A 19,068-nucleotide genomic window follows, 5' to 3' on the forward strand; every position below is an offset into this window, starting at 1 on the left:
ATGTCTTAGGCACGCCGCCAGCGTTCACCCTGAGCCAGGATCAAACTCTCCAAATAAAAACACGCCCGAAGGCGTTGTTGGCTTCTTGGCGTTAGCCTCTGCCCTCCCCTTTTCAAGATCCCCCTGCTTGGGCTCTCGCCCGCGCAGCAAAAGCTATGCTATCAAGCCCCCTCCTTCTTGTCAACACCCCCCAGGCGCCGGATCTCCTCGATGAAGCGCTCCACGGAGTCAAACTCCCGGTACACGGAGGCAAAGCGGATGTAGGCCACGTGGTCCAGGTCCCTCAAGAAGGCCATGGCCTCGAGGCCGATCTCCTCGGAGGTGATCTCCGGACCCGTCACCTGGTCCTCAAAGGTGTAGGCGAAGCGGCGGAGAACCTCCGGGTCCACGGGGCGCTTTTCGCATGCCAAAAGAAGCCCCCTCAGGAGCTTATCGGGGTTGAAGGGCTCCTTGCGCCCATCCCGCTTGATCACCATCAAGGGCTCCAGCTGGGTGCGCTCGTAGGTGGTGAAGCGGCGGCCGCAGGCCGGGCATTCCCGGCGGCGGCGGATGGCCGCTCCCTCGTCGGAGGGGCGGGAGTCCACCACCCGGGTATCAGGATGGCCGCAGTAGGGGCACTTCATGGCACTTCCCTAAGGAGCTCGTAGATCTCGGGGGACGGGGGAGGCTCGGGAAGCTCCACCTCCAGCACCACCCCCCGGACCCCTTCGGAAACCATGGAGCCCAGACCCAAGGCCGCCCGGACCAAGGCCTGGTCATAGACCTCGGAAACCGGGTCCCGGGAGGGCACCACCCCGTTCACCCGCACCCCGGGGAAGGTGCGGGTGACCCCTTCGATGAGTCCCTCCACCGCCCGGCGCACGGAAAGGGTATGGGGCTCTATGCGCACCGCCGGCGGCAGCACCAGGGTGACAAACCCGCCCCCCGCCAGGTGGCGCAAACCCTGCTGGAGCACATACAGGCTGGACTTCACGTCCTGGCTCATGAGGTCGTACCACTCCCCTTCCAGAAGCTCCACGAAGGGGGTCTTGCTCTCGGCGGTGGTCACGTGGACGATGCCGTCCAATAACCCAAAAAGCTCCTCCACCTTTTCAAAGGTGCTGGTCACATCCAAAACCACGCTCATATCGCCCCGGATGGGGATGGCCGTGGCCCCCAGGGCCTCCACCTCCGAGGCCACGCCGGTGGCCAGCTCCACGTCGGGGTCCACGGCGATAACCGTGGCCCCATTGCGCCCGTAGCCGTGGGCGATGGCCCGGCCGAAGCCCCTCCCGGCCCCCGTCACCATGACGATCCGCCCCTCGAGGCCCAAGATATCCCGTGACATCAGGCCCATTGTACGGGAAAATGGGGACATGGCCCGCATCCGCGTGGAAGAAGGGGACATCACCGAGTTCCGGGGGGATGCCATCGTCAACGCCGCCAACAACCACCTGAAGCTGGGAGCCGGGGTGGCGGGGGCCATCCTCAGGAAAGGAGGCCCCTCCATCCAGGAGGAGTGCGACCGCATCGGGAAGATCCGGGTGGGGGAAGCCGCGGTCACGGGGGCGGGGAACCTGGGGGTGCGCTACGTGATCCACGCCGCCGTCTTGGGGGATGAGCCCGCCAGCTTGGAAAGCGTGCGCCAGGCCACCCGAAGCGCCCTGGAAAAAGCGGTGGAGCTGGGCCTAAGGACCGTGGCCTTTCCCCTTTTGGGCACCGGGGTGGGAGGGCTTCCCGTGGACGGGGTGGCCCGGGTGATGCTGGAGGAGATCAAGAAGGCCCCGGATACCCTCGAGGTCACCCTCTACGGCTACCGCAGGGAGGACGCCGAGGCCATCCGGAAAGCCCTTTGAGCCCACCCCCTCTGCACGCGGGAGCGCTACGGGGAGCCTTCCTCCTGGGGCGGCGGGGGAGCCTCCTCCCGCCCAGGGGGAGGGGGGCTTCCGGGAACGGCTGGGGCGGTTAGCTTGGGGAAGTAATCCTGGGCCAGGGCCTCGAGGTCCTGGGCATCCACCCTACCATCCCCGTTAGCGTCCCCCTTGAGCTCCTTCCCCTCCTTGTCCCAGTTCTGGGCCAGCTTTAGGAGTTCGCCAAAAGGCTTTCCCCGCCTCAGGGCCTCGGCCAGGGGCTTCCCCTCCTTGTCGAAAAAGACCACCCGGGGGGAAAACCTGGGGGTAAGGGCCTTCTGCGGGGTGAGGAGGAGGCGGAAGACCTCCTGGTCCCTTAGGGGTTTGGCGAAGGCCACATCCAGGCGCAAAAGCCCCACCTCCGGGTCGTAGTCCAGGAGGTGGACGGGGCTTGCCACCCTCAGGCTGGAAAGGTCCGGCACCAGGTCCTTTAAGGGCAGTTCCAGCTGGAACCCCAGAGCCTCCCGCACCTCCACCCGGCCCAAAAGGAGGAAGGGCCCTTCCACCTGGGCAGGCGGGGCCACCAGGGTCAGCCTGGGCGGGGGTGGGTCGGAGACCGTGAGGGTGAGCCGCTGGACACGGCTGTTCTTGGCCCCGTCCTCCACGGTGAGGGTAAGGGGGAACTGGCCCTTCTCCCTGGGTACCCCGCTGATCCGCCCTCCTTGGAAGGCAAGGCCTTGGGGGAGCTTGCCCTCGAGGCTAAAGGTGTAGGGCCGCACCCCTCCCTCCGCGCTGAAGGTGGCGGCGTAGTCCTCCCCCAAGTAGGCGGGGGGGAGGGTGGTGCTGGTGAGGCGCAAGGGCTCCATCCCCGCCCCCGTGGGGTCTTGGGTGCCGCAGGCGGCCAGGAGGAACACGAGGGGCCAGAGCTTTCGCATGGCTCCAGTCTAGCGGGTATAGTTGAAGGCATGATTAAGCCGGACTGGTGGATCCGGGAGATGGCCAAAAAGGGGATGATCGAGCCCTTCGAGGAAAGGCTGGTGCGGGAAGGGGTGATCAGCTACGGGCTTTCCAGCTTCGGCTACGACCTCCGCGCCGCCCCGGAGTGGAAGATCTTCACCAACGTCTTCTCCACGGTGGTGGACCCCAAGGGCTTTGACCCCAGAAGCTTCGTGGAGTACGAGGGGGAGGAGGTCATCATCCCCCCCAACTCCTTCGCCCTCACCCGGAGCGTGGAGTACATCCGCATGCCGGAGAACGTGATCGCCATCGCCCTGGGCAAGAGCACCTACGCCCGCTGCGGCATCGTGGCCAACGTGACCCCCTTGGAACCCGGCTGGGAAGGGCACGTCACCCTGGAGATCTCCAACACCACCCCCCTGCCCGCCAAGGTCTACGCCAACGAGGGCATCGTGCAGATCATCTTCCTCGAGGGGCCACGGCCCCAAACCAGCTACAAGGACCGGCAGGGCAAGTACCAGGGCCAAAAGGGCATCACCCTGCCCCGGGTGTAGGCTATGAAGGTGCGCCTCCTCTTCCTCGGCTTCCTTCTCCTCCTGGGCGCCTGCAAGGGTGAGAGCATGCGACCCCTTCCCTACCTTTCGGAAACGCCGGTCCGCTCCTTCAAGGCACCCCAGAGGGTGCTGGAAGACGGCAAGGATTACTATGCCCGCCTGAGGACCACCAAGGGGGATATCCTCCTGGACCTCCTGGAAAAGGAGGCCCCCAACACGGTGAACTCCTTCGTGTTCCTGGCCCTCCACCGCTTCTTTGAGGGGGTGGTGTGGCACCGGGTCATCCCGGGCTTCGTGGCCCAGACGGGGGATCCCACGGGCACCGGCCGGGGCGGCCCCGGCTACGGCTTCGGGTTGGAGATCGCCCCGGGTTTGGCCTTTGACCGGGAGGGCATGGTGGGCATGGCCCGCACCCAGGACCCCAACTCCAACGGCAGCCAGTTCTTCATCACCCTGGCCCCCACACCCCACCTCACCGGGCAGTACGCCCTCTTCGCCCAGGTGGTGGAGGGCATGGAGGTGGTAAGGCGCCTCGCCCCCACGGAGGGCCCAGGCGCCACAGGGGAACGGGACAGGATCCTTAGCGTGGAGATCCTGGTCAAGGAATGATTCCCGAAGGCACCCGCTTTCTGCTCCCCCCCGAGGCCCGGCTCAAGGCCGAGCTCATGGCCCGGCTACGGGACCTATTCCTCCGCCACGGGTACGAGCCCGTGGAGCTTCCGGCCCTCGAGGTCTACGACCCCTCCCACCCCCTGGCGGAGCGGGCCTTTAAGCTGGTGGACAAGACCGGGGAGGTGTTGGCCCTAAGGAGCGAGTTCACCACCCTTTTGGCCAAGCTCCTAAGGCCCCACCTGGGAGAAGGGGTAGCCCGCTTCCAGTACGCAGGGGCCCTATGGCTTAGGGAAGGGGATGCGGAGCTGGGCCGTTACCGGGAGTACACCCAGGTGGGGCTGGAGCTCATCGGGGCCACGGGACCCCTGGCGGATGCCGAGATCCTCTCCCTGGCCTTCTCCGCCCTGGAGGCCTTGGGGCTGGAAGGGGAGGTGGAGGTGGGCCTTCCCAGCCTGGTGGGGGAGGTGCTCCAGGCCTCGGGCCTGCCGGAGGAGGCCCGCAAGGAGGCCCAAAGGGCCATCCACCGCAAGAACCTGCCCGAGCTCACCGAGCTCCTCTCCCGCCACCCGGTTCCCCCCGAGGCCAGGCACACCCTCCTGGCCCTCCCCGACCTCTACGGGGGCATGGAGGTGCTGGCCGAGGCCAAGGGCCTCCCCCTCCCCGAAAGGGGCAGAAGGGCCCTGGAGGACCTGGAAAGGACCCTGGAACTTCTGGAAAGGCCCGTGCTCTTGGACCTGGGCATGGCCCGGCGCTACGAGTACTATTCCGGCATCTTCTTCCGCGCCTACACCCCGGGCTTCGGCCTGCCCCTTCTGGGGGGCGGGCGCTACGACGGGGCCCTTCTCCCGATGGCCGCGGGGTTCGCCATCGGGGTTGAGCGGGCCCTGGAGGCCCTAAAACCCCCCAGGGTGGAGGCAAGCCCCGAGGTCTTGGCCCTGGACCTAAAGGCCCTTCGCCGCTTCTCCCGGGAGATGCGGGTGGAGCTTTTCCACGGGGAAGACCCCGTGGCCTACGCCAAGGCCCGGGGCATCCCCTACCTGGCCCAAGGGGAGCGCATCTTTAAGGTGGAGGAGGGATGAAGCGCTTTGCCCTTACCGTTGCCCTGCCCAAGGGAAGGATGTTCCAGGAAGCCTATGAGGCCCTGAGGCAGGCAGGGCTGGAACTCCCTTCCATGGAGAACCAGCGGGCCCTTCTCCACGGCAAGGAAGGGGGTATCGCCCTCCTGGAGCTTCGCAACAAGGATGTGCCCGTCTACGTGGACCTGGGCATCGCCGACATCGGGGTGGTGGGCAAGGACGTGCTCCTGGACTCGGGCCGGGACCTTTTTGAGCCCGTGGACCTAGGCTTCGGGGCCTGCCGCCTTTCCCTTATAAGGCGCCCCGGCGATACCTCCCCCATCCGGCGCATCGCCACCAAGTACCCCCTCTTCACCGCCCGGCTTCTGAAGGAGCGGGGCTGGGTGGCGGATGTGGTGGAACTTTCGGGCAACATCGAGCTGGCCGCGGTCACGGGTCTGGCGGATGCGGTGGTGGATGTGGTCCAGACCGGGGCCACCCTCAAGGCGGCGGGCCTCGAGGAGGTGGAGGTCCTGGCCCACTCCACCGCCCGCCTGGTGGTGAACCGCCAGGCCTTGAAGCTTAAACGCTCGCTTTTAAAGCCCCTGATCGCTAAGCTGAGAAACCGTGACGGAGGCCCGTAGACGCCGCATAGAGGAGGTCCTTAAAAGGCGCCAGCCCGACCTCACCGTTTTGCTGGAAAATGTGCACAAGCCCCACAACCTCTCCGCCATCCTGCGGAGCTGCGACGCGGTGGGGGTCCTCGAGGCCCATGCGGTAAACCCCACCGGGGGCGTGCCCACCTTCAACGAGACCAGCGGGGGAAGCCATAAGTGGGTCTACCTAAGGGTGCACCCCGACATCCAGACGGCCATGGACCACCTGAGGGAGCGGGGCTTTTGGGTCTACGCCACCGCCCTAAGGGAGGACGCCCAAGACTTCCGGGAGGTGGACTACACCCGGCCCACCGCCATCCTGTTGGGAGCGGAGAAATGGGGGGTTTCCCAGGAGGCCCTAGCCCTTTCCCATGGGGCCATAAGGATCCCCATGCTGGGCATGGTGCAGAGCCTCAACGTGAGCGTGGCGGCGGCGGTGATCCTCTTTGAGGCCCAGCGGCAAAGGCTAAAGGCGGGGCTTTACGAGCATCCCCGCCTGGACCCAGGGCTTTACCAAAGGGTCCTGGAGGACTGGCTCAGGAAGTGACGTAGGTGAGCCAGCCCTCGTACTCCGGCCGCAAGCCCCTGGCGGCCTCCAGGTAAACCTCCCGTAGCCTCAGGGCCACGGGCCCCGCGGTACCCGAGCCGATGGGCCGCCAGTCGATCATGGAAACCGGGGTGACCTCGGCGGCGGTGCCGGTCATGAAGACCTCGTCGGCCATGTAGAGCTGGTCCCGGGTGGCCCGCACCACCTGGACCTCGTACCCCAGGTCCTTGGCGATGCGGATCACGGAGTCGCGGGTGATCCCCTCCAGGTTCACCGAGTGCTCCAGGGCGTAGACCACCCCATCCCGCACGAAAAAGAGGTTCTCCCCGCTCCCCTCGGCCACATACCCCTCCTCGTCCAAAAGGAGGGCCTCGTCGGCGCCCGCCGCCACCGCCTCCATCTTGGCCAGGGCCGAGTTCACGTAGTTGCCCCCCACCTTGGCCTTGCCCGGCATCACGTTGGCGGGGAAGCGGGCCCAGGAGCTGGTGATGAGCTTGGCCCCCTTGCGCACCGCTTCCTCCCCCAGGTAGGTGCCCCATTCCCAGGCGGCCACCATCACCTCCGCGGGGTTGTTGGGCAGGGGGTTCACCCCCAAGGCCTTGGCCCCCATCCAGGCCAGAGGACGGATATAGCAGCTCTTGTAGCCGTTTCTCCGCACCACCTCCTTGATGGCCTCCTCCATCTCCTCGAGGGTGAAGGGGATCTCCATGCGCAACACCTTGGCGGAGTTGAAAAAGCGCCGCACGTGCTCCCGCAGGCGGAAGATGGCCGGACCCTTGGGGGTCTCGTAGGCCCGTATCCCCTCAAAGACGCTGGTCCCGTAGTGAAGGGCATGGCTTAGAACGCTGGTCTTGGCCTCCTCCTGGGGCACCAGGGCCCCGTTCATCCAGATGAGGCCGGCTTTGATTTGAACATCCCCACCTTTAGCCTCGGGCTTCACCATGGCGAACCTCCGCCCCCATCATAACGCTTTTACGCTCCTAGCCCGTTAACCGTAGCCCATGAAAAACCCCCTTGGCCTCTTCCCCGAGGGCCCGGGCCACGGGCGCTTTGAGGCTACCCTCCCGCAAGAGAAGGTAGACGGTCCGCCCCGCCCCTGGGGGGCTTAGGGGCCGCAGGTGGACGTGCTTGGTTCGGGGAAGGGTCCACAGGGCCACCTCGGGCAGAAGGGTAAGCCCCCCCACCTCCTCCACCAGAAGGATCAGGGTTTCCAAATCCCCGCTTTGGAACTCCACCCTGCGTCTTTCCAGGCTGGGGCGGCAGACGGAAAGGACCTGGTCCCGAAAGCAGTGGCCCTCCGAAAGGATCCAGGTGTCCTCGAGGGGGATCTCCAAGGGGTGGAGGCTCTCCTTGGCGTAAAGGGGGTGCTCAGGCGACACGTAGGCCAGAAACCCTTCGGCAAAAAGGGGAAGGCTTTGCACACCGGGCGCCCGTTCCTCCGTACCCACCAGCCCCGCATCCAAACGGCCCTCCATCAGTCCCTGAAGGATGGCTGGGGTGAGCTCCTCCCGCACCGAGACCTCGAGGGCCGGATACCTGGCCGAAAGCCGGGGTAGAAGCTTGGGGAGAAGATAGGGGGCCAGGGTGGGGATTACCCCCACGCGAAATGGCCCATGAAATATCCCCTCCTCCCCCCGGGCGATGGCCTTGATCCCCGCCACCTCCTCCAGCACCCGGCGCGCCTGGGCCGCCACCCTTTCCCCCACCTCCGTGGGCTTCCCCTGCCTGCGGTCAAAGAGCTTGACCCCAAGCTCCTCCTCCAGCTTGCGGATCTGCACGCTGAGGGCGGGCTGGGTCAGGTAGACCCGCTCCGCAGCCCGCGTGAAGCTTTTCTCCTCCACTAGAGCCACCAGGTAGCGCATCTGCTCCAAAGTCATAAATCCAGTTTATTCCTACTGTCAGTAAGATGTATTGGACTTATCCGTGGATCTCCCCTAAGGTGAAAACTGCCTGGCCAGGCCAGGCAGGAGGTGTAGGATGTTTTTAAGAATAGACCGCCTGCAGATAGAGCTTCCCATGCCCAAGGAACAGGACCCCAACGCCGCCGCTGCGGTCCAGGCCCTTTTGGGGGGACGCTTTGGGGAGATGTCCACCCTGATGAACTACATGTACCAGTCCTTCAACTTCCGGGGGAAGAAGGCCCTTAAGCCCTACTACGACCTCATCGCCAACATCGCCACCGAGGAGCTGGGCCACATCGAGCTGGTGGCCGCCACCATCAACAGCCTCCTGGCCAAGAACCCGGGGAAGGACCTCGAGGAAGGCGTGGACCCGGTGGCCACTCCCCTGGGCTTTGCCAAGGACGCCCGCAATGCCGCCCACTTCATCGCCGGCGGGGCCAACAGCCTGGTGTTGGGAGCCATGGGAGAGCACTGGCACGGGGAGTACGTCTTCACCAGCGGCAACCTTATCCTGGACCTTCTCCACAACTTCTTCCTGGAGGTGGCTGCCCGCACCCACAAGCTCCGGGTCTATGAGATGACGGATAACCCCGTGGCCCGGGAGATGATCGGCTACCTCCTGGTGCGGGGAGGGGTGCACGCCGCCGCCTACGGGAAGGCTCTTGAAAGCCTTACCGGGGTGGAGATGACCAAGATGCTCCCCATCCCCCGCATCGACAACAGCAAGATCCCCGAGGCCAAAAAGTACATGGACCTGGGCTTCCACAGGAACCTCTACCGCTTTAGCCCCTCCGACTACCAGGACCTGGGGCTCATCTGGACCGGCCCCTCCCCGGAGGACGGCAGCCAGGTGAGGGTGGTGGACGGGCCTCCCGAAGGCGGCCCGGTCTTTGACCCAGGCCACGACGCCGCCGAGTTCGCCCCCGAGTTCCACCCAGGGGAGCTCTACGAGATCGCCAGGAAGCTTTACGAGAAAGCCAAGTAGGTGGGTTTCTCCCGGCCGGGCCCCGGGGCCTGGCCGGGGCTAAAGCGCCCCATACCTTCCCCCGGGCAAGGCCTGGGCCAGCCCCTTAAGCTCCAGCAGGGTGAGGAGGGAAAGAACCCTCTCCGCAGGTACCCCCAAGGCCTGGGCCAGGTCCTCGGGGAGGGCTTCCCCTTGCCTGAGAAGGGCATAAAGCCCCTCCTCTTCCGGGGAAAGCTCCACCGCCTCCTTGGGCCTTTCGGAAAACCCCAGGTAGGAAAGGACGTCCCCCGCGGACAGCACCGGATAGGCCCCATCCTGAATGAGGCGGTTGGCCCCCAGGGAGTTCTCGTCCGTGGGACGGCCCGGTACCGCCAAAACCTCCTTGCCCAGTTCCAGGGCATGCCGGGCGGTGATGAGGGCCCCAGACTCCATGGGGGCCTCCACCACAATCACCGCCCGCACCAACCCCGCGATGATACGGTTTCTCCGGGGGAAAAACTCCGGCTTAGGCCCGGTGCCGAAGGGGAACTCGGAAACCAGGGTCATCTTCCGGGCCAACTCCCGGTGCTCGGGAGGATAGATGCGGTCCAAGGCGCTTCCCAAAACCCCCAGGGTGGACCCGCCTCCCTCCAGGGCCCCCAGGTGGGCCTCCCGGTCCACCCCCCTTGCCAGGCCGGAGACCACGCAAAGCCCGGCCTCGGAAAGCTCTCTGGAAAGCCTACGGGTAAAAGAGAGCGCCCAGGGGGAAGCCTTCCTGGTGCCCACGATGGCCACCGCCTTTCCCTCCTCCGGAAGATCCCCCTGCACGTAGAGGTGGGTAGGGGGCTGGGGAAGCCTCGTAAGCCCCTCAGGGAAGCCCTCCTCCCAAAGGCCCAGAATCCGCACCCCCAGGGCCGCTGCCCGCTCCCTTTCCCGCCTGGCCTGCCTTTCCGCTTGGGCAAGCCCGGTTGCTGCTTGGGGAAAGCGCTCCCTTAGGTTGGGAAGGGGATTTTCCTCTGCCAAAAGCTCGAGAAGCCGCTTGGGCCCGATGCCGGGAAGCAGGGCAAGGGCCAGGGGATCCACGGGTTAAGAGTATACTGAAACACCTGGGTCACGGGCATGGCCCGCACCCCGGAGGCCCGTGCCCGAAGGTCCGGCCCCAGGCCCCAAGGCCAATCCCAGGGGGTCGGGATGACCTACGCCATATGGAAGAGAAAACCTACTCCGGCTTTGTGGCCATCGTGGGCAAGCCCAACGTGGGCAAGTCCACCCTCCTCAACAACCTCCTGGGGGTGAAGGTGGCCCCCATCAGCCCCAAGCCCCAGACCACCCGGAAGCGCCTTAGGGGCATCCTCACCGAGGGAAACCGCCAGATCGTCTTCGTGGATACTCCGGGCCTCCACAAACCCATGGACGCCCTGGGGGAGTTCATGGACCAGGAGGTGTATGATGCCCTGTCCGACGTGAACGCGGTGGTCTGGGTGGTGGACCTCCGCCACCCCCCTACCCCCGAGGACGAGCTGGTGGCCAAGGCCCTGAAGCCCCTGGTGGGCAAGGTGCCCATCCTTCTGGTGGGCAACAAGCTGGACGCCGCCAGATACCCCGAGGATGCCCTAAAGGCCTACCACGCCCTCCTCCCCGAGGCCGAGGCCAGAATGCTCTCCGCCTTGGACGAACGCCAGGTGGCCGAGCTCAAAGCAGAACTCCTGGCCCTTCTCCCCGAAGGCCCCTTCTTCTACCCCGAGGGCTTCGCCAAAAGCGACCAAGACTTTGGGGAGTGGGCGGCGGAGATCATCCGGGAGGAGGCCATGAAGCGCCTCTGGCACGAGGTGCCCTACGCCCTGGCGGTGAAGACCGAGGAGGTGGCGGAAAGGGAAAACGGCATCCTGTACATCAAGGCCATCGTCTACGTGGAACGCCCCTCGCAAAAGGCCATCGTTATCGGGGAAGGGGGCCGGAAGATCAAGGAGATCGGCCAGGCCGCCAGGAAACAGCTGGAGGTCTTCCTGAACCGGCAGGTGTACCTGGACCTCGAGGTCAAGGTCTACCCCGACTGGCGCAAGGACCCCGAGGCCCTCAGGGAGCTAGGCTACCGATCCCCCATAGGGTGAAAAGCGGCATTCCCCTGCCGGCCTTTTCCGGTTACCATAGCCCTATGCCCTGGCTCCTTCCTCGAGGCATCGCCCCCCTTCACGAAAAGGCCCTGGACCGCTTCATCGGGGCTTTGGTGGAAAGGCTTTCCGACCCCAGCGTGGACCGGAACGCCCTGGTGCGGGAGGAGCTGGCCCGCCTCCTCTATGGCCGGCCCTATGGGGAACTCTTGGAGCTAAACCCCCTGGCGGCCCTGGGCCTTGACCCCGAGGGCATCACCTTTGAGGCGGAGTACTACGCCGCCACCGACCAGGAGAAGTTCCAAAGGGTCAAACCCCTCCTCTGGTTCTGGAAGGTTCTTGACCTCACCCCCATCGGGCAGTCCGTACACTCCGGGGTGGCCATCCGCCGGGCCTTAGCCCCCTTCATCTTCAAGCGGGTGGGGAAAAACCCCAAGTTTTTCCAGAACGTGGAGTTTTCCGTGGGGTACAACCTGGAGCTGGGGGACGACGTGGTGGTCCACCGCTACGTGCTTCTAGATGACATAGGGGGCATAAAGATCGGGGACCGCACCTCCCTTTCCGACTACGTGAACGTCTACAGCCACACCCACCACGTCCTGGCCTCCCCTGACGTCACCCTCAAGGAAACCATCATCGGCAGCGGGGTGCGCATCACCTACCACGCCACCATCCTGGCCGGGGTGCGCATCGGCGACGACGCCATGGTGGGCACCGGGGCCATCGTCACCAAGGATGTGCCCCCCCACGCCATCGCCTTGGGGATTCCCGCAAGGCCCGCACGCTACAAGGTCCGCCACGACTGCCCTTACTGCCGCAAGGGGGAACCCCATCCCTCGGACCTCGTCCCCCGGGCCCAAGACCGCAAGGGCAACCCCGACTTCCCCGACTTCCTGCCCCCCGGCTTCGGCACCCGGGAGGCCTAGGCCATGTGGACCAAGGAGGAGCTGGACCGGTACCACCGCCAGATGATCCTGCCCCAGGTGGGCCCTGAGGGGCAGGAGAGGCTGAAGCGCTCCTCCGTGGTGGTGGTGGGGGCCGGGGGCCTGGGGGTCCCGGTCCTGCAGTATTTGGCGGCAGCGGGGGTAGGGCGGATCGGCATCGTGGAGATGGACCGGGTGGAGCTTTCCAACCTCCACCGCCAGGTGCTCTATGCCACGGAGGATGTGGGCAAGCCCAAGGCCCTGGCCGCCAAGGAACGCCTCCTGGCCCTGAACCCCCTGGTGCGGATCGACACCTACCCCGTGCGCCTCACCTCGGAAAACGCCCTGGAGATCCTGAAGCCCTACGATCTGGTGGTGGACGCCTCCGACAACTTTCCCACCCGCTACCTGGTGAACGACGCCTGCGTCTTCCTGGGAAAGCCCTTGGTCTACGGGGCCATCTACCAGTTTGACGGCCAGGTGGCGGTCTTCCACCACCTTACCCCCGGGGGGGAGATGGGACCCTGCTACCGGTGCCTTTTCCCCAAGCCCCCTCCCCCGGGAAGCGTCCCCTCCTGCGCCGAGGCCGGGGTCTTCGGGGTCTTGCCGGCGGTGGTGGGAAGCCTCATGGCGGCGGAAGCCCTCAAGGTGCTCTTGGGGCTCGGGAAACCCCTGGCTGGGGCCTTGGTCCTTTACGACGCTTTAGAAGGCCAGTTCCGCAAGCTCTCCCTAAGCCGCAACCCCGCCTGCCCGGTCTGCGGGGACCACCCCACCCAGCGGGAGCTCATAGACTACGAGGCCTTTTGCGGCCTTTGAGCAGGGCCTTGGCGGGGGCCTCGAGGAGAAAGCCGGGAGCCTTGCCCCCGGCTTGTCCCTAGCCTCCCCCTAGGCCCGGGCCTCCAGGGGCAGGTAGGGCACGTCCAGCTCGCCGATATACTTGGCATCCGGCCTGAGAAGGCGGTTATCCAGGGCCTTGTACTCCAGGATGTGCCCCACCCAGCCGGAGATGCGGGCCACGGCGAAGATGGGGGTGAAGAACTCCAGGCCAAAGCCGAGATCGGAGTAAACCACCCCGGAGTAGAAGTCCACATTGGGGTAGATGCCCCTGGGGTTCAGGACCTTCCCCGCCTCCTCCTCCACGATCTTCAGGATCTGGTACTCGGTGGAGTGGCCGTGGGTTTCCGCCACGATGCGCGCTAGGCGCTCCAGAACCCCGGCCCGGGGGTCAAAGGCCTTGTAGACCCGGTGGCCCATGCCCATGATGCGCTCCTTCCTGGCCAGCTTCTCCCGCACCCACTCCCGCGCCCTTTCAGGAGTGCCAATCTCCTGGATCATCTTCATCACCGCCTCGTTGGCCCCCCCGTGCCTGGGCCCCTTAAGGGAGGCCACGGCGGCGGTGATGGCGGAGTAGAGGTCGGTCTCCGTGGAAAAGGCGGCGATGGCGGTAAAGGTGCTGGCGTTAAAGCCGTGCTCGGCATGCAGGATGAGGGCGGCGTCCATGAGGCGCTCCTGCTCCTTGGAGGGCTCTACCCCGTTGGCCATGTACAAGAAGTTGGCGGCGTGGGAGAGGTCCTCCCTGGGGGGCAAGGGTTCCTTACCCTCCCGCAGGCGCTTGTTGGCGGCCACGATGGTGGCGAACTTGGCGATGAGGTCAAGGCCCTTCTGGTAAAGGGCCTCTTGGGAAATCTCCCCCTCGCTGGGGTCCAGCATCCCCAGCTCGGAAAGCGCCGTGCGCAGGAAGCTCATGGGATGGGCCGAGAGGGGATAGCGGCGGAAGGATTCCAGGAGATGCTCCGGCAAGGCCCGTCGCCTGGCTAGCTCCTTTTTGAACCCCTCAAGCTCCTCCCCTTTGGGAAGTCTCCCGTGTAGGAGAAGGAAGGTGGTTTCCTCAAAGGTGCTCTTCTCCGCCAACTCCTGGATGGGGATCCCGTAGTAGTAGAGGCGGCCCGCCTCCCCGTCGATGAAGCACATCCGGCTTTCCGTGAAGAGTACGCCCTCCAAACCCCTGGCCACTTCCATAGACTCCTCCTTTTTCGCACCCCAAGGGTGCTTCCCTGCCCATCATACCAGGGTTGGGTGGGGCTTCCCCCCTCAAAGGGCGTCTTCCTGGAGGATCACGGTCTTGAGGTAAAGGCTTTCCGGCACGTGCAGGCTCCAGGGGTGGTCCTGGGGCTGGTGGGTGAGGGCATGCACCCTAAGGCGCATCCCCCGATCGGCGGCTGCCCGCCGGGCCACCTCCAGGAGGTCCTCCGCCTTGAGGTGGTAGCTGCAGGTGGAAAGCCAGAGATACCCCCCTGGGGCCAGCAGGCGCAAGGCCTCCCGCGAAAGGTCCACCAAATGCCGCTTCATGGGAGGAATCTCCTCCGGGCGCTTCACCAGGGTGGGAGGGTCCAGGAGGATGTGGTGGAAGGGGCCCTCGAGGCCCCTTAGCACCTCCAAGGCCTCCCCTTGGCGGATGTCCACCTTTAGGCCCATCCTCAGGGCCACCCGGTCCAGGACGGAAAGGGCCTCGAGGTCCTTGTCCACCGCCAGGGCATGGGCCCCCTTCCGCGCGGCCCTCAAGGCGAAGGCCCCCACGTAGCTGAAGACGTCCAAAACCCTTTCCCCAGGGCGCACCATGCCCTCAAAGAGGCGGCGGTTCTCCCGCTGGTCCAGGTAGAACCCTGTCTTTTGGGCCAGGGCCAAGGGGATGGGGAACACCAGGCCATCCTCCTCCACCGCCAAAACCTCGGGCACCTCCCCATAGACCACCCCCACCCTCTCGGGAAGGCCCTCCTGCCTCCTGGCCTCCACGTCGCTCCGCTCATAGACCCCCTTGGGGCCCACCGCCTGCAGGAGGGCGGGAAACCAGACCTCCCTTAAGGCCTCCATCCCCCGGGTGCGCACCTGGAGGACCAGAACCTCGCCAAAACGGTCCACCACCAGCCCGGGAAGGCCATCCGCCTCTCCGTGTACCAGGCGATGGCTTGGGCCCATCCCCTCCCTCTTGCGCAAGGCCTGTTGGAAACGGGCCAGAAAGAAGGCTCGATCCAAAGGGCCGGGATCAAAGCGATAGGCCCGGAAGGGGATGCGGGAGCCTGGGTCCAGGTAACCCACCGCCAGAAAGCTTCCATCGGCGGCCACCGCCTCCGCCACCCCCGCCTGGGAGGGGATCTCCTCCAGCTCGTCCCGGTAGAGGTTGGGGTAAAAGTTTCGGACCTTCCTCTCCTTTCCCGGCTTGACCACCACCCTCAGCACGGGCTCAGCATACCCTTGTGCTACCTTGGAACCATGAACCGAAAGCGTTGGCTGGCCCTGCTCCTCTTCGGGTTGGCGCTCACTCTCCTTGCGGTGGGCCTGGTACGGCTTACCCGTCCCCAGGAAAGCGGCCGCCCCTGGCGGGAGACCACCCTCTACGGCCACGGAGAAAAGGTAGTCCTCCTGGAGGTGGTGGGCAGCATCCCCGTGGGGAGAGGCCTCGAGGACCTCCTCTCCCAGATCCGCCAGGCCCGGGAAGACCCCTCCATCCGGGCCGCGGTCCTCTTCGTGGATAGCCCCGGGGGTAGCGTCACGGAAACCGAGGCCATCCACCGCGCCCTAAGGGAGCTGGCCCGGGAAAAGCCCCTGGTGGCCGCCTTCGGCACCGTGGCCGCCAGCGGCGGCTACTACGTGGCCACCGCCGCCCGCGAGATCTTCACCCCGGCCACCGCCATCACGGGCTCCATGGGGGTCATCGCCGTCCTTCCCCAGGTCCAGGGCCTATTGGCCAAGCTGGGGATCCAGGTGGAGGTGCTGAAGGAAGGCCGCCTTAAGGACATGGGTTCCGGCCTCAGGCCCCTCACCCCGGAGGAGCAGGCCGTTATCCAGGGCTACATGCGGGAGGCCTACGAGCTTTTCGTGGCCAGGGTGGCGGAGGGAAGGCGCCTTCCTGAGGACAAGGTACGGCAACTGGCCGATGGCCGCATCTACTCGGGACACCAGGCCATCGCCCTCGGGCTTGCGGACCGGGAAGGCTACCGGGAAGACGCCGCCAAGCGTGCGGCGGAGCTGGCCGGCCTGGAGGCATTCCGGCTGGTGCGCTATGCGAAGCCCAAAGGCCTTCTGGAAGGACTCCTGGGCGAGGGATTTCCCCTCGGGCTTTCCTCGGAGACCAAGGAGCTCCTTGCCCTGCTGGACCACAGCCGGTTTCGCCTCGAGTACCGCTACCTGGGAGGTGGGCTATGGTGATCGCTAGCCCCTGGCGCAGGCTCATGGCCTCCTTCCTCGACGGCCTCATCCTGGTAGCCCTCAGCTTCCTCCTGATGACCCTTGCCGGGGTAAACCCCTTGGTGCAAACCACCTCCTTCACCCAGGACCTCCTCTTCAACTGGCTACCCAGCTGGGCCTACTACGTGGTCTTCACCGCCCTGTACGGCGCAACCCCGGGAAAGATGGCCCTGGGTCTCAAGGTGGTCCGCACGGACGGCCAACCCGTGGACTGGCTCACCGCCTTCATGCGGGAGGTGGTGGGCAAGACCCTCTCCACCCTGCCCCTTCTCCTGGGCTACCTGTGGGCCTTCTTCCATCCCAAACACCAGGCTTGGCACGACCTCATCGCCGATACCCTGGTGGTGCGCCCAGGCCAAACCCATACCGGGTCGGAAGGGGGTGGGCCTGAACCACGCCCGTGAACGGGTCATCCCCACGCGTGTGGGGACTACGGCCGTGGCCTGCGGACAACAGGCGTCAGGCGGCGGGTCATCCCCACGCGTGTGGGGACTACACCCGGGAGCTCATCTCCCGGGAAAGCACCACCGGGTCATCCCCACGCGTGTGGGGACTACCAGCTTGGCCCGGTCCGCCCAGATGAGGACTCCGGGTCATCCCCACGCGTGTGGGGACTACAATGGCGCCCACATCGATGAGCACGTCCTGGGCGGGTCATCCCCACGCGTGTGGGGACTACCTGAAGCGAGACCCTATCACCCGCCGGGCTTACGGGTCATCCCCACGCGTGTGGGGACTACATCGTCCGTGGCCGGATAGACGCTCTAGCCAGAGGGTCATCCCCACGCGTGTGGGGACTACTGGGTTACACTCTCCTGGAGTGTGGCTTCAGCTGGGTCATCCCCACGCGTGTGGGGACTACTCCATTTCCGGCCCGCTAGGGCCTCACCGATTCGGGTCATCCCCACGCGTGTGGGGACTACGTCTCCCAAAACGGGTGGAAAGGACCTAGGGCCGGGTCATCCCCACGCGTGTGGGGACTACTTGAGATGGGAAGGCGGGTACTCTGACCACCCCGGGTCATCCCCACGCGTGTGGGGACTACGCTCCCCATGACGCCAAAAACTGTGCTCCTCCAGGGTCATCCCCACGCGTGTGGGGACTACGGATTACCTCACCTCTCAGGGTGGCGCTGAGAGTGGGTCATCCCCACGCGTGTGGGGACTACCATGGTGAAGCCCGAATATCTTCGGTGCGTGGCGGGTCATCCCCACGCGTGTGGGGACTACTTAGGCTTGGGCGGTAACCAGCGGTCCAGCTTCGGGTCATCCCCACGCGTGTGGGGACTACGAAGCGGCTGTGGCTCCCAGAGCTACGATGACCGGGTCATCCCCACGCGTGTGGGGACTACTAAACAGGCTCCACAGAACCGAAAAGTAGTGGCGGGTCATCCCCACGCGTGTGGGGACTACTGAGTGGACTTTGGGTCGCTTCGATGTGAACGCGGGTCATCCCCACGCGTGTGGGGACTACGCTGGAGCTACGCCAAGCGCGAGGCGTGCGGTCGGGTCATCCCCACGCGTGTGGGGACTACTACGCCCTGCGGCGGTGGGTTGACCGCAGCGCCGGGTCATCCCCACGCGTGTGGGGACTACGGGCTACCTGTTCATGAGCCCGGACGGGATCACGGGTCATCCCCACGCGTGTGGGGACTACGTACCGGCGCTTAGACAAAGCCGAAACCGCCTTCGGGTCATCCCCACGCGTGTGGGGACTACGGCATGCGAGGACAGGGGAGCGGTACTCACAGCGGGTCATCCCCACGCGTGTGGGGACTACCTACACCCGTCTACCGGGTGCGGGTGTGGGACCGGGTCATCCCCACGCGTGTGGGGACTACGAGCGTGGAAGCAGGCTCGGGAGCGAGCTATGCGGGTCATCCCCACGCGTGTGGGGACTACCTACAAGCATCGGCTGCCCCGACTTCTTGGAGAGGGTCATCCCCACGCGTGTGGGGACTACACTAAAGCCCATTGTGGAGGCTGTGGAGACCCCGGGTCATCCCCACGCGTGTGGGGACTACCACGGCCTGGCCCGGCAAGTGGCGGAGGACCTCGGGTCATCCCCACGCGTGTGGGGACTACGAACTCGTTCGGCAGGCGGATGCTCTCCACTTCGGGTCATCCCCACGCGTGTGGGGACTACACATGACCCAGACGGCAAAAACTCGTCCTGACTCCCCGCTATGTACCTGTAAAGGGAATCAGTACAAAGACAGGCTTTCAAGATCCCCCTGTGCTCGCCTGGCCAGCCTCTGGTTCATCCTTGCGCATGAGGGCTCTTAGCTTCTTCGCTTTGCGCATGGCCTCGGCGTTGCGCACAGACACCAACACTATACCATCAAAGTCCCGCAAGGTGCGGTCCTGGTAACCGTGTAAGCGGAGGGAAAATCCTTGCTCATTATTGGCGCGCCAGGCCATGGCGCACCTCCCCTCCCCTGCCTTCTCTACCACCTTTTGCCACAAAAGGTCCCTGACGGTAGCGCTTACCCTCCCCACGAACACACCCGTATCTAGCTCCAAAAGCCAGCGGGTGAGTTCGCCCCTTAAGCTCCTAGGGACTTTCTCCAGGATCAGGACCACCATAGGCTACCCCGCCCTCTACTTCCCCCTCGAGGTCCCAAAGACCCCCGGGCTGGGTGGGGTCTTCCTCCTCTTCGTCCTCCGGTAGGCCCAAGGACACGCGACCTCTAAACTGTACGGCTCTTTTCTGTTAGCATAAGGCACGAGGAGGGA

The 19,068-nt window shown here is 65.4% G+C and carries 21 protein-coding genes and 1 CRISPR repeat array; of the genes, 12 read left to right on the plus strand and 9 right to left on the minus strand.

The annotated features are described in order from the left end of the window. Positions 1 to 161: 161 nt before the first annotated feature. Positions 162 to 623, minus strand: a complete 462-nt coding sequence (gene nrdR, locus L0C59_RS09885) for a transcriptional regulator NrdR (RefSeq protein WP_243091186.1) — start codon at positions 621 to 623, stop codon at positions 162 to 164. Further along, positions 620 to 1,327 carry an SDR family NAD(P)-dependent oxidoreductase gene (locus L0C59_RS09890; RefSeq protein ID WP_243091187.1) on the minus strand — a complete coding sequence of 236 codons (708 nt, stop codon included), beginning with the start codon at positions 1,325 to 1,327 and terminating at the stop codon, positions 620 to 622. Before L0C59_RS09890 ends, nrdR begins: the two co-directional genes overlap by 4 nt. A 28-nt stretch (positions 1,328 to 1,355) precedes the next feature. Here L0C59_RS09890 and L0C59_RS09895 point away from each other — a divergent pair, with 28 nt between their 5' ends. After that, the gene (locus L0C59_RS09895; RefSeq protein WP_243091188.1) at positions 1,356 to 1,835 is read left to right on the plus strand and encodes a macro domain-containing protein; all 480 of its coding nucleotides are present in this window, start codon (positions 1,356 to 1,358) and stop codon (positions 1,833 to 1,835) included. Between the two features lie 26 nt (positions 1,836 to 1,861). Here the strand turns inward: L0C59_RS09895 and L0C59_RS09900 are convergent, their stop codons facing one another. Beyond that, positions 1,862 to 2,764, minus strand: a complete 903-nt coding sequence (locus L0C59_RS09900) for a putative Ig domain-containing protein (RefSeq protein ID WP_243091189.1) — start codon at positions 2,762 to 2,764, stop codon at positions 1,862 to 1,864. 30 nt (positions 2,765 to 2,794) lie between these two features. On the opposite strand from L0C59_RS09900, the gene dcd reads away from it, so the two are divergent. From dcd to trmH, 5 genes are read left to right on the plus strand one after another with little or no spacing between them, the layout of a single operon-like run. After that, positions 2,795 to 3,340 carry a dCTP deaminase gene (gene dcd / locus L0C59_RS09905; RefSeq protein WP_243091190.1) on the plus strand — a complete coding sequence of 182 codons (546 nt, stop codon included), beginning with the start codon at positions 2,795 to 2,797 and terminating at the stop codon, positions 3,338 to 3,340. Positions 3,341 to 3,343: 3 nt separating this feature from the next. Next, complete coding sequence (locus tag L0C59_RS09910) at positions 3,344 to 3,949, plus strand: peptidylprolyl isomerase (RefSeq protein WP_243091191.1); 606 nt, start codon at positions 3,344 to 3,346, stop codon at positions 3,947 to 3,949. Beyond that, positions 3,946 to 5,031 (plus strand): ATP phosphoribosyltransferase regulatory subunit, encoded by a 1,086-nt coding sequence (locus L0C59_RS09915; RefSeq protein ID WP_243091192.1) that lies wholly within the window; start codon positions 3,946 to 3,948, stop codon positions 5,029 to 5,031. Before L0C59_RS09910 ends, L0C59_RS09915 begins: the two co-directional genes overlap by 4 nt. Then, entirely contained in the window at positions 5,028 to 5,651 is a 624-nt protein-coding gene (hisG, locus tag L0C59_RS09920; protein WP_243091193.1) for an ATP phosphoribosyltransferase, read from the plus strand. Before L0C59_RS09915 ends, hisG begins: the two co-directional genes overlap by 4 nt. Further along, the gene (trmH, locus tag L0C59_RS09925) at positions 5,635 to 6,210 is read left to right on the plus strand and encodes a tRNA (guanosine(18)-2'-O)-methyltransferase TrmH (protein WP_243091194.1); all 576 of its coding nucleotides are present in this window, start codon (positions 5,635 to 5,637) and stop codon (positions 6,208 to 6,210) included. Before hisG ends, trmH begins: the two co-directional genes overlap by 17 nt. Here the strand turns inward: trmH and L0C59_RS09930 are convergent. Continuing rightward, on the minus strand, positions 6,200 to 7,153 hold the full coding sequence (locus L0C59_RS09930) for a branched-chain amino acid transaminase (RefSeq protein ID WP_243091195.1): 954 nt from the start codon (positions 7,151 to 7,153) through the stop codon (positions 6,200 to 6,202). The two genes, trmH and L0C59_RS09930, sit on opposite strands and share 11 nt — an antisense overlap. A 37-nt stretch (positions 7,154 to 7,190) precedes the next feature. Then, a complete protein-coding gene (locus L0C59_RS09935; RefSeq protein ID WP_243091196.1) occupies positions 7,191 to 8,087 on the minus strand; it encodes a hydrogen peroxide-inducible genes activator in 897 nt (298 codons plus the stop codon). Between the two features lie 100 nt (positions 8,088 to 8,187). On the opposite strand from L0C59_RS09935, the gene L0C59_RS09940 reads away from it, so the two are divergent. Beyond that, complete coding sequence (locus tag L0C59_RS09940) at positions 8,188 to 9,096, plus strand: manganese catalase family protein (RefSeq protein ID WP_243091197.1); 909 nt, start codon at positions 8,188 to 8,190, stop codon at positions 9,094 to 9,096. A gap of 39 nt (positions 9,097 to 9,135) precedes the next feature. On the opposite strand, the gene dprA is transcribed toward L0C59_RS09940, so the two are convergent. After that, positions 9,136 to 10,137, minus strand: a complete 1,002-nt coding sequence (gene dprA / locus L0C59_RS09945) for a DNA-processing protein DprA (protein ID WP_243091198.1) — start codon at positions 10,135 to 10,137, stop codon at positions 9,136 to 9,138. Positions 10,138 to 10,259: 122 nt separating this feature from the next. Between dprA and era the strand changes: the two genes are divergently transcribed. Genes era through L0C59_RS09960 form a run of 3 tightly spaced genes read left to right on the plus strand, consistent with a single transcriptional unit; the run spans position 10,260 to position 12,904 of the window. Further along, a complete protein-coding gene (era, locus tag L0C59_RS09950; protein WP_243091199.1) occupies positions 10,260 to 11,165 on the plus strand; it encodes a GTPase Era in 906 nt (301 codons plus the stop codon). A 44-nt stretch (positions 11,166 to 11,209) separates the two neighbouring features. Next, entirely contained in the window at positions 11,210 to 12,091 is an 882-nt protein-coding gene (locus L0C59_RS09955; RefSeq protein WP_243091200.1) for an acyltransferase, read from the plus strand. Positions 12,092 to 12,094: 3 nt separating this feature from the next. Beyond that, positions 12,095 to 12,904 carry a HesA/MoeB/ThiF family protein gene (locus L0C59_RS09960; protein WP_243091201.1) on the plus strand — a complete coding sequence of 270 codons (810 nt, stop codon included), beginning with the start codon at positions 12,095 to 12,097 and terminating at the stop codon, positions 12,902 to 12,904. 69 nt (positions 12,905 to 12,973) lie between these two features. Here L0C59_RS09960 and L0C59_RS09965 read toward each other — a convergent pair whose 3' ends face one another. Then, positions 12,974 to 14,107: a citrate synthase/methylcitrate synthase gene (locus tag L0C59_RS09965; RefSeq protein WP_243091202.1), complete on the minus strand. Its 1,134-nt coding sequence runs from the start codon at positions 14,105 to 14,107 to the stop codon at positions 12,974 to 12,976. 72 nt (positions 14,108 to 14,179) lie between these two features. Beyond that, positions 14,180 to 15,325 carry a class I SAM-dependent rRNA methyltransferase gene (locus tag L0C59_RS09970; protein ID WP_243091203.1) on the minus strand — a complete coding sequence of 382 codons (1,146 nt, stop codon included), beginning with the start codon at positions 15,323 to 15,325 and terminating at the stop codon, positions 14,180 to 14,182. Between the two features lie 33 nt (positions 15,326 to 15,358). Here L0C59_RS09970 and sppA point away from each other — a divergent pair, with 33 nt between their 5' ends. After that, the gene (sppA, locus tag L0C59_RS09975; RefSeq protein ID WP_243091204.1) at positions 15,359 to 16,294 is read left to right on the plus strand and encodes a signal peptide peptidase SppA; all 936 of its coding nucleotides are present in this window, start codon (positions 15,359 to 15,361) and stop codon (positions 16,292 to 16,294) included. Beyond that, a complete protein-coding gene (locus L0C59_RS09980) occupies positions 16,288 to 16,737 on the plus strand; it encodes an RDD family protein (protein WP_243091205.1) in 450 nt (149 codons plus the stop codon). The genes sppA and L0C59_RS09980 overlap by 7 nt, the downstream gene beginning before the upstream one ends. Position 16,738: 1 nt before the next feature. Further along, a CRISPR array of direct repeats spans positions 16,739 to 18,478; the repeat unit is 29 nt; unit sequence CGGGTCATCCCCACGCGTGTGGGGACTAC. A 77-nt stretch (positions 18,479 to 18,555) separates the two neighbouring features. Here the strand turns inward: L0C59_RS09980 and cas2e are convergent. Beyond that, the gene (cas2e, locus tag L0C59_RS09985; RefSeq protein WP_243091206.1) at positions 18,556 to 18,918 is read right to left on the minus strand and encodes a type I-E CRISPR-associated endoribonuclease Cas2e; all 363 of its coding nucleotides are present in this window, start codon (positions 18,916 to 18,918) and stop codon (positions 18,556 to 18,558) included. Positions 18,919 to 19,068: the final 150 nt, after the last annotated feature.

It is taken from the genome of Thermus neutrinimicus, assembly GCF_022760955.1.
Lineage (GTDB): Bacteria > Deinococcota > Deinococci > Deinococcales > Thermaceae > Thermus > Thermus neutrinimicus.

Bases quoted from the DNA above. Each gene is read 5' to 3' on its own strand.
- nrdR (WP_243091186.1), bottom strand. From the start codon at position 623: ATGAAGTGCCCCTACTGCGGCCATCCTGATACCCGGGTGGTGGACTCC.
- L0C59_RS09890 (WP_243091187.1), bottom strand. From the start codon at position 1,327: ATGTCACGGGATATCTTGGGCCTCGAGGGGCGGATCGTCATGGTGACG.
- L0C59_RS09895 (WP_243091188.1), top strand. From the start codon at position 1,356: ATGGCCCGCATCCGCGTGGAAGAAGGGGACATCACCGAGTTCCGGGGG.
- L0C59_RS09900 (WP_243091189.1), bottom strand. From the start codon at position 2,764: ATGCGAAAGCTCTGGCCCCTCGTGTTCCTCCTGGCCGCCTGCGGCACC.
- dcd (WP_243091190.1), top strand. From the start codon at position 2,795: ATGATTAAGCCGGACTGGTGGATCCGGGAGATGGCCAAAAAGGGGATG.
- L0C59_RS09910 (WP_243091191.1), top strand. From the start codon at position 3,344: ATGAAGGTGCGCCTCCTCTTCCTCGGCTTCCTTCTCCTCCTGGGCGCC.
- L0C59_RS09915 (WP_243091192.1), top strand. From the start codon at position 3,946: ATGATTCCCGAAGGCACCCGCTTTCTGCTCCCCCCCGAGGCCCGGCTC.
- hisG (WP_243091193.1), top strand. From the start codon at position 5,028: ATGAAGCGCTTTGCCCTTACCGTTGCCCTGCCCAAGGGAAGGATGTTC.
- L0C59_RS09930 (WP_243091195.1), bottom strand. From the start codon at position 7,153: ATGGTGAAGCCCGAGGCTAAAGGTGGGGATGTTCAAATCAAAGCCGGC.
- L0C59_RS09935 (WP_243091196.1), bottom strand. From the start codon at position 8,087: ATGACTTTGGAGCAGATGCGCTACCTGGTGGCTCTAGTGGAGGAGAAA.
- L0C59_RS09940 (WP_243091197.1), top strand. From the start codon at position 8,188: ATGTTTTTAAGAATAGACCGCCTGCAGATAGAGCTTCCCATGCCCAAG.
- era (WP_243091199.1), top strand. From the start codon at position 10,260: ATGGAAGAGAAAACCTACTCCGGCTTTGTGGCCATCGTGGGCAAGCCC.
- L0C59_RS09955 (WP_243091200.1), top strand. From the start codon at position 11,210: ATGCCCTGGCTCCTTCCTCGAGGCATCGCCCCCCTTCACGAAAAGGCC.
- L0C59_RS09960 (WP_243091201.1), top strand. From the start codon at position 12,095: ATGTGGACCAAGGAGGAGCTGGACCGGTACCACCGCCAGATGATCCTG.
- L0C59_RS09965 (WP_243091202.1), bottom strand. From the start codon at position 14,107: ATGGAAGTGGCCAGGGGTTTGGAGGGCGTACTCTTCACGGAAAGCCGG.
- sppA (WP_243091204.1), top strand. From the start codon at position 15,359: ATGAACCGAAAGCGTTGGCTGGCCCTGCTCCTCTTCGGGTTGGCGCTC.
- L0C59_RS09980 (WP_243091205.1), top strand. From the start codon at position 16,288: ATGGTGATCGCTAGCCCCTGGCGCAGGCTCATGGCCTCCTTCCTCGAC.
- cas2e (WP_243091206.1), bottom strand. From the start codon at position 18,918: ATGGTGGTCCTGATCCTGGAGAAAGTCCCTAGGAGCTTAAGGGGCGAA.